The sequence below is a fragment of the Mariniflexile sp. genome, from assembly GCF_041583155.1.
In the GTDB taxonomy this organism is placed as follows: Bacteria; Bacteroidota; Bacteroidia; order Flavobacteriales; family Flavobacteriaceae; genus Mariniflexile.
In genome coordinates, this window is sequence record NZ_JBFHGK010000080.1 from 1 (window position 1) to 8,824 (window position 8,824).

The 8,824-nt window shown below is 34.3% G+C and carries 4 protein-coding genes; 2 read left to right on the forward strand and 2 right to left on the reverse strand.

Annotated features, from left to right (window positions below; all coding sequences use genetic code 11):
* On the forward strand, positions 1 to 292 hold a 292-nt coding region (locus tag ABYI63_RS16745; protein ID WP_372755625.1), incomplete at its 5' end, for a RagB/SusD family nutrient uptake outer membrane protein.
* A gap of 287 nt (positions 293 to 579) precedes the next feature.
* Here ABYI63_RS16745 and ABYI63_RS16750 read toward each other — a convergent pair.
* Positions 580 to 2,211, reverse strand: coding sequence for a beta-N-acetylhexosaminidase (locus ABYI63_RS16750; RefSeq protein ID WP_372758010.1), 1,632 nt, complete (start codon positions 2,209 to 2,211; stop codon positions 580 to 582).
* A gap of 23 nt (positions 2,212 to 2,234) precedes the next feature.
* Positions 2,235 to 4,484, reverse strand: coding sequence for a beta-N-acetylhexosaminidase (locus tag ABYI63_RS16755; RefSeq protein WP_372758011.1), 2,250 nt, complete (start codon positions 4,482 to 4,484; stop codon positions 2,235 to 2,237).
* A gap of 1,058 nt (positions 4,485 to 5,542) precedes the next feature.
* Here ABYI63_RS16755 and ABYI63_RS16760 point away from each other — a divergent pair.
* Complete coding sequence (locus tag ABYI63_RS16760) at positions 5,543 to 8,758, forward strand: SusC/RagA family TonB-linked outer membrane protein (RefSeq protein ID WP_372758012.1); 3,216 nt, start codon at positions 5,543 to 5,545, stop codon at positions 8,756 to 8,758.
* The last annotated feature ends 66 nt before the right edge of the window (positions 8,759 to 8,824 follow it).

Consider the following 8,824-nt stretch of genomic DNA (forward strand, 5'->3'; position numbering starts at 1 on the left):
AGAACGTTCTGTTGAATTAATGGCTGAAGGATTCAGATTAGATGATTTATACCGTTGGAGAGCACATAACTTATTTGATGGCGGAACACCAACAGGTGCCTATTTCTATGATGGGATTGTTAACTCTTCTACAAGCGCATCGGAGGTGAGCCTTGATAGCGATGGTTATTTAACACCTTTTGCTGCTAATGGGGTTTACAATTTTGATGAAAGTAAGGCTTATTTAAGTCCAATACCATCGGATGAATTAGTTCTTAATCCAAATTTATTACCACAAAACCCAGGTTGGTAATACACAATTTAAAATTGGCATTTAGCCAATAAAGAAAACCAATTACCATTCACTAACTAAATTGCGAGTTTAGTTTGTATAGATTGCCCATTGAAGGTTATTATAAATAATCTTTATTTGGGCAATCTTCTTTTTTGAATTTAACTCAACAAACGAATATTAATTTGCAAAACATAGACTTCATGAATAACATGTAACCACAATAAAACTTAGAAAATGTTACAACCTATTCATTCACTAATATTATTAGCCACACAACAATCTTCTAGTTAAAACTAAACCTCTAATTATTCCACTTCGTTTAACAAACTATGCTTCGCATAATTTAAATTTTTAGCATCATACATTTTAGTTATATGATTCAAACGCTTTTGGAAATCGTTCCAATCTCTGGCCTCTTTACTAGACCAAACCACCTCAGATAAGGCTGTTAATCTTGGTAAAACCATATATTCTACATGTTCTGGTGTTTTAATGTATTCTGTCCAAACATTGGCTTGCGCTCCTAAAATATATTTACTTTCTTCTACAGTAAGTTCGCTAGGTGTCGGTTCAAAACTGTAAACATCTTCTACTGTGGTTAACCCGCCTATCGCAAGTGGCTCATTGGCTTTATCTTTAGTTTGATAAAAATCGAAATAACAAAATTGTGTTGGCGTCATAATAACATTATGGTGTTGTTTTGCTGCTTCAATCCCTCCTTTTATACCACGCCACGACATTACTGTTGCATTTGGAGCCAAACCACCTTCTAAAATCTCATCCCAACCAATAATATTTCTTCCTTTGGAATTTAAAAACTTCTCAATACGTCTTATAAAATAACTTTGTAACTCATGCTCATCTTTTAATCCTTCTCGCTTAATCACATCTTGAGCAAACTGACTATGCTCCCATTGAACTTTTGGTGCTTCATCACCGCCAATATGAATTAATTTACTAGGAAATAGTGCTATAACTTCCGTTAATACATCTTCTAAAAACTGAAACGTTTTTTCACTTGGTGCATAAATTTCTGGAAAAACGCCCCATCTAGTACCGACTTCATATTGATCTCCTGTATTTCCCAATTCTGGATATGCTGTAATGGCCGCTAAGGAATGCCCTGGCAATTCAATTTCAGGAATAACGGTTATATGCCTTTTTGCAGCATACGCTACAATATCTTTAACCTCTTCTTGAGTATAAAATCCACCATAAGGTTTCCCGTCATATTGCACACCCTCTTTGTCCCAAGTATTTCCGTGCCCCACAATAGTTTCTTTTCTAAAGGCACCTATAGATGTTAATTTTGGATACTTTTTAATTTCTATTCGCCAACCCTGATCTTCGGTTAAGTGCCAATGAAACGTATTCATTTTATGCATGGCAAGAATATCTATATATTTTTTAATAAACACGGTTGGAAAAAAGTGACGCGCAACGTCCAAGTGCATTCCTCGATATACGTAACGCGGACTATCTTCTATTTCAGTTGCCGGAATAGTTACTACAGCGGGATTATCCAAAGGCAACAACTGACTTAAAGTTTGTATACCATAAAATACGCCTGTAGCTGTTTTTCCTGAAATAGTTATACCATTATGGGAAACACTTAACTTATAACCTTCCTTATTAGTGATACTAGGATCTAGTTGAAGTGAGATATTTCCTTTGGCAGCCCCTTCATTTTCAAAAACGACCTTTTTACTACTTACATTACTTAATAAATTTGAAAGATAAGCAGCTTCATTGGTTAGTGCTGAATTAGCAATAATTTTAGTATTTACATCAAACACAAACCTTCCGGTATTAATTTTTAAACTGGTTGGTTTAGGTATAATTTGATAATCGCCACTTGAATTCACTACCGTTGCATACTTGGTTGAACAAGCGCCAAATAATACACATAATGCGAAGGATAAAAATATCTGTTTCATTCTTTTTTCAGTTTTATTTACATTTAAAATACGACAATTTCGTCTATTAATATTTTTGAAGCATCACCCACTCTTCGATGACCTTGAGGAATTGGGTTAACACGTTTTGCTTTTATTTTGATGACCTTTAACAACGTTTTATCAAAATTGAGAATTGTTTTTATTTTATTTCTTCCTTGAATTTGACTTTTCTCTAGTTGATTTACATCTGCTAGTTTCACAAAAGAAACCCCATCAGCAGCACCATATATTTCTATATTTTCTGGAATATAAAAACCTGAATTTGTAAAACGAAGACTCGTAATTTCTACTGATTCCATCTCTGTAGCCGTTTCAAAAACCAAATCCACATCTAAATCGTCATCAAAAATTTGCCAATTACGGTCGCCGTTACTTAGTTTTCCAAAATTCAAATCCACCAAACCATAACGCATTTTTTCATCATGAATGGTTGGAGAATGAAACACAACTTCTTGCCCCACTCCTTTATGAATTGGGAAATGTTTTTCAGAAATAATCCCTACCTGTTTAGTGTTTTTAAAAGAAGTCGCCTTAAGAGTTGTTGTGGTTTTTATTGAAAATGGATGGTTATACTTCATGGAAGTTGTAGCTGGTTGCGAACCATCTAACGTATAATAAATATCCAAATCATCAACCTCTGTTTTAAGAGAAACATCAACAAAACCTCCCTTATAGCCTTTATGATCTATTCTAACATTGTAAGCACTAGTTGCGTAACGCTCTCCTTTTTCATCCAATCGTTTGAATTGAGTAAGTAGTCTGTCGGTAAAACCATTCCAATTTTTGGCAGTTTGATTGGTCCATCCATTTTCTGCTACGGCATACAACCTAGGAAAGGTCATATACGTTAACTGCCCCCAGTTGGTTATGGATTCTGTCCATAAATTACCTTGAACACCCAATACATGTTTACCTTGTTCGGTAGTTAAACTATCCGATATTATCTTATAATTATAGGTGTCTTTTAGAAAGGTGTAAGCATATCCTAAATTAGGTTCTAAATCATCATCCCCTTGTTTTAAATCCAGATAACAAAATCTGGCAGGCGTCATAATTACATCGTGTCCTTGCCTTGCGGCCGCAATACCTCCTTTTTCACCTCGCCAAGACATAACAGTGGCATTTGGCGCCAAACCACCTTCTAAAATTTCATCCCAACCAATCATGTTTTTATGGTGTGCATTAACAATTCTTTCCACACGTTTCACAAAATAACTTTGTAATTCATGAACATCGGCAAGGTTTTCTTCTTGCATCCGCTTTTGGCAATCGGGGTCCACCTCCCATGCTTCTTTATTACACTCATCACCGCCAATATGCATATAATCAAAGGGAAATAAGTTCATAACTTCGCCAAGAACATTTTCCACAAATTCAAAAGTTATTTCTTTCCCTGGGCAATAAGTATTATTCTTTACTACGCCACCGGTACCTACAAAAAAAGGACCTTGAGCACAGGAAATTTCGGGATAAGCTGCTATGGCAGCCAAGGAATGTCCAGGCATATCAATTTCGGGGATAATTTCTATATAGCGCTCCTTAGCGTAGGCAACAATTTCTTTAATATCTTCTTGAGTGTAAAAGCCTCCGTAGGTTGCTTTATCTCCCTCTTTTTGTGTTGGCCTGCCCCACCAATTCGATGTATTTTCATCTGTGGCATTATGGTTTACACGCCATGCACCGACCTCTGTTAATTTGGGATATTTTTTTATCTCTATTCGCCATCCATTATCGTCTGATAAATGCCAATGAAAACGATTTAATTTTACTTCCGCCATAAAATCTAGAACATCTTTTATCTGGGCTTTATCAAAAAAATGCCTAGACACATCCAACATATAACCACGCCATTTAAACGCTGGCTCATCTTTTATGGTAGTTACCGGAACGCCCCAATTACGAATTGAAACTTTTTTTTGAGCATAAAATAAAGGTGGTAATAGTTGCCCAAGACTTTGAAGCGCATAGAAAAAACCAGAACCAGAAGCCGATTTTATTGTAATCTTATCTAGAGCGACATCTAATTCATAGGCTTCTTCCTTAAGGGTATTTTCTGAAATAAAAACAATGTTGGCATTGGTATTATTCATAGTTATTACAGGAACCCATCCGGAAACCTGGTTAAACCTTTGAAAAAAATTAGAGGCAATATTTAATTGTTCTATATTTTCTACAGAAATGCTAGTATGTTTATTAATTATAAAATACCCTTGCCCTTTTGTTAGTTCTGTGGGCAAAGGAATAATGGCCACCTCGCCTTTTTTAATATTTCTACTCGCGCATGATATTAGAACGCAAACAACACTAATAAATACTAAGACCTTATAAAACAAACACCTTAGATTGATTTTATATTGAATATTTAAACCCATAAAGCTTTCAAATTAGCACATTATTATTATTTCTTGTTAGAGACTATTTCTAAAATGGCACAACCAGTATAAAAATAAACTTATAGTTTATTTACCAGTTAAAATTTCGACCAACAACGAATGACCAAGGACAGATGAGTTATTTGTTCTAAATCTAAGAACAACAAGAAACTAAGTTATCAACACTTTGCACTAAAGTTCGCTGCAACTTTTATAAATTCCGAATATAAACTTGCTCAAAATCAATTTTTCAAAGCATCATTTTTCATAAAGAATTTCAGGCCAAAAGCAAATTTTCAGCCTAAAATGGCATCATAAAAGGAGGGGCTACAAATTAACATTTCATCTTACAAAAAAACAGCTAACAATGCAGATTAAACACACAAATTCAATAAGTTATTACAAAAGAATGCATTTTAAAACCTAAAAAAGAATCACTTTTTCATTTTTCCCTAATGATATAAAACACCCTAAAATCTAATTTTCTATCGACGAGTAACAGTTATTCGTCGAAATTATTAATTTTTGAATAAAAGAAATATTTAAGTTTAATTAATTGTTTTCAAAAAGTAAAGAAATAGTAACCCATGCGGTTTAGAAAACTATAGAGAATAAAAACATTGCAGTTTAGTTCAACAAAGAATAACCCTTTGTGAGGAACAATATTAATAAAATAAACAAATTACCTAACTACTTTTAACTTTAAATTAATACAAAAATGTTATAGGTAATTAAAATTTAGATGAATTGTACTAATTAAATTTAGATAGAAATGATATAAAACAAGCTATTGTATTCTGAATATTCAGTCAAAAAAAGAAATTAAAAAGGTGATGCCTTTCTTAATTACAATTATTAACAAATAAACTCGCAATTTTATGAAATTTAAACAAAACAACAATCTAATTTGTTTTAGAAAAAAATTCCTGACTCTCACTATGAGAGCTTTTATTTTTTCTAGTTTTTCTGTAGCTTTTGGCTTCAATACAAATTTAGATTTAAAAACCACCACTATTTATTTGCAACAACAAGTAACTGGAACTATTACCGATATCAATGGTCAGCCGATACCTGGGGTTAACATTTTAGAAAAAGGAACGACCAAAGGTATTCAATCGGATTTTGATGGTGGCTTCAGTATAACGCCATCAAACAAGAATGCAATACTAGTATTTTCTTATGTTGGCTTTAAGACTAAAGAAATTGCTGTAGGTACTTCAACAACCTTAAAGGTTGTTTTAGAAGAAGATATCGCAGCTTTAGAGGAAGTTGTGGTAGTTGGTTATGGTGTGCAGAAAAAAGTAAATTTAACTGCTTCTGTATCACAAATTGGTTCGGAAGCTTTTGAAAACAGACCTGTTGCCAATACCGCAAGATCTTTACAAGGTACTATTTCCAATTTACAAATTACCAATAGTTCTGATGGTGGTAGACCTGGTTCAACTCCCGACATTAACATTCGTGGTTTTATAACTAGTGCTGGTACTGGAACCATTGGAAATGCTGGCCCTTTAGTACTTGTGGATGGTATTGAAATGTCTTTGGACCAAATCAATCCGGATGATATCGAAAGTGTTTCGGTACTTAAAGATGCAGCAGCCGCATCCATTTATGGGTCTCGTGCAGCAGCTGGAGCCATCGTTATCATTACTAAAAGTGGTAAAAGTTCAGATGGCAAAATGAAGGTTAATTATTCCAACGCTTTTGCGTTTTCACGACCTACCATCTGGCCTGAATCTGTAGATGCTTTAACATTCGCTTATGTAACGAACGATGCTAGAGCCAATATTAATTCTAGTGCTTATTGGGATGCTGCAGCATTAGAGCGTATTAGACAAAATATGGAGAATCCAGGAAGTGCCCCTACAATGTTTGATGCCAATAACGATGGTGAATATGAAGTATCATCTCTTGGTCTTGGAACAACAGGTTCTACAAATTGGAAAGATTTTCTTTTTAAAGATTATGCGGAAAGCCAAAAACATAATTTAAGTTTCACTGGAGGCGATCAAAAACTAAACTACTATATTTCAACAGGTATTTATAATGAAGGTGGTTTATTAAATTATGCTGACGAAGATTACAAAAGACTTACTGTAGATGCCAAAATAGGCGGAAAAGCTAATGATTGGTTAAGCTTCGAACTATTAACAAAATTCTTAAAAAGTGAAGATGATTATCCTTGGGATGCTAGAACTTCTGGCACTACAGGAACGTATCGCTTCCTAGATTTAGTATCTAAACTTAAGCCTACGCTACCTACTGTAGATCCTAATGGCAACCCACTTATACAAGCACAATACCCTATTTGGGGAAATGAACGTCAAGAGAACGAAAACAATCAAATTGCTTTACTTCCTCGTGTTATTATTGAACCTGTTAAAGACTGGTTAATTAACCTACAGTATAACTACAGAAGAAATAATAACAAACAAGTATATAGAGCAGCAACTACTTCTTACATAAATGCATTTGGAGAAACGGCTTATTATAGATCGCAAGAAGAAACAACCTATAGACCACAGTTGATTACCAACGAATATTTTTCTCCTAATTTATTTACAACCTATACAAAATCGTTAGGCGATCATAATTTTAAAGTACTTGCGGGTTATCAAAATGAATCTTATGAATATTATGCTCTAAATGGTAATGTTAGCTATTTAATTACAGACAATGTTACATCTATAAACGCATCATTGGATGATACGCCAACGGTTGGTGAAAACATTTCTCACTGGAGTACAGAAAGTGTTTTTAGTAGATTTAATTATAATTATAAAGAAAAATACCTATTCGAATTTAGTTATCGTAGAGATGGATCTTCTAGATTTGAACCAGGAAACCAATGGGCTGGATTCCCATCGTATTCTGTAGGTTACAACGTTGCTAAAGAAAATTTCTGGCCTATTAAGGACATCAACACCTTTAAACTTCGTGGATCCTATGGTACACTAGGTAACCAAAATGTTAGTAATTACCTGTACATTTCAACGGTTTCAATTAATTCTCCCGGAACACAGTATTTATTCGATGGCAATAGAGCACTTTTTTCTTCTACCCCTGCCTTATCAAGTGAAAACTTGACATGGGAAACTGTTAAAACAACCGATTTCGGAGTTGACATTAATGCTTTCAACAACAAATTAACGATGGCATTTGATTGGTATAGAACCGATATAGAAGGTATGGCTGGTCAAGGACAAGATTTACCTGCGGTACTAGGTGCAAATGCGCCTTTAACAAACGTTGGAACTTCTAGAGTTCAAGGTTGGGAGTTTGAAGCGACTTGGAGACAAAAATTAAGTGATAATTTTAGCTACAACATTAAAGCAGTATTATCGGATTACAAAAGAAGCATTGTTTCTTACCCGAACGACGCTAATTTATTATCTAGTTATTATGCCGGAAGAGATTTAGGAGAGATATGGGGACTACAATGGGAAGGTTGGTTCCAAAGTAATACCGAATATGCAGAAAGAGGCATTAATCAGTCTGCAATTTCTGGTAATACCTGGACAGCAGGTGATACCAAATATAAAGATATTAACGGTGACAATAAAATTGATAATGGTACAAACACCTTAGGAGACTCGGGAGATTTTACAGTAATAGGAAATACAACGCCTAGATACCAATATTCTGCAACCATTGGTTTAAACTATAAAAATTTAGACTTTAATATGTTCATACAAGGGATTGGTAAAAGAGATGTTAATATGCAAAGCCAAGGTGTCTTTTTAGGGCCTGCACAAGGGCCGCTTCATGCCATGGTTTTCGAAGAACATTTAGATTATTACAGAGCAGAAGGCACTACAAGTCCACTTGGCGCTAATACTGATTCTTATTATGCTAAACCATATTCTGCTAACCCAGGAAACAATAATAGAAACTACCGTTACACAGTGGATCGTTATTTGCAAAACGGGGCTTATACTAGATTAAAAAGTGTACAGGTTGGTTATACCATTCCAAAATACATTACTGACAAATACAAAATTGATAAAATAAGACTATTTGTTACAGGTGAAAATCTTTTTACTATAACCGACATGATGTTCATCGATCCAGAAGCTTCTCAATCTGGTTTTGGTAACGCACAAACTTATCCGTTGTCTAGAGTGTTTTCAACTGGTGTAAATATTTCTTTCTAAAAATAAAAAAACTGAATTATGAAAAATATAATAAAAATAATATTCCTTGGCATTACAGTTTTGCTG

Bases quoted from the DNA above. Each gene is read 5' to 3' on its own strand.
- ABYI63_RS16750 (WP_372758010.1), bottom strand. From the start codon at position 2,211: ATGAAACAGATATTTTTATCCTTCGCATTATGTGTATTATTTGGCGCT.
- ABYI63_RS16760 (WP_372758012.1), top strand. From the start codon at position 5,543: ATGAGAGCTTTTATTTTTTCTAGTTTTTCTGTAGCTTTTGGCTTCAAT.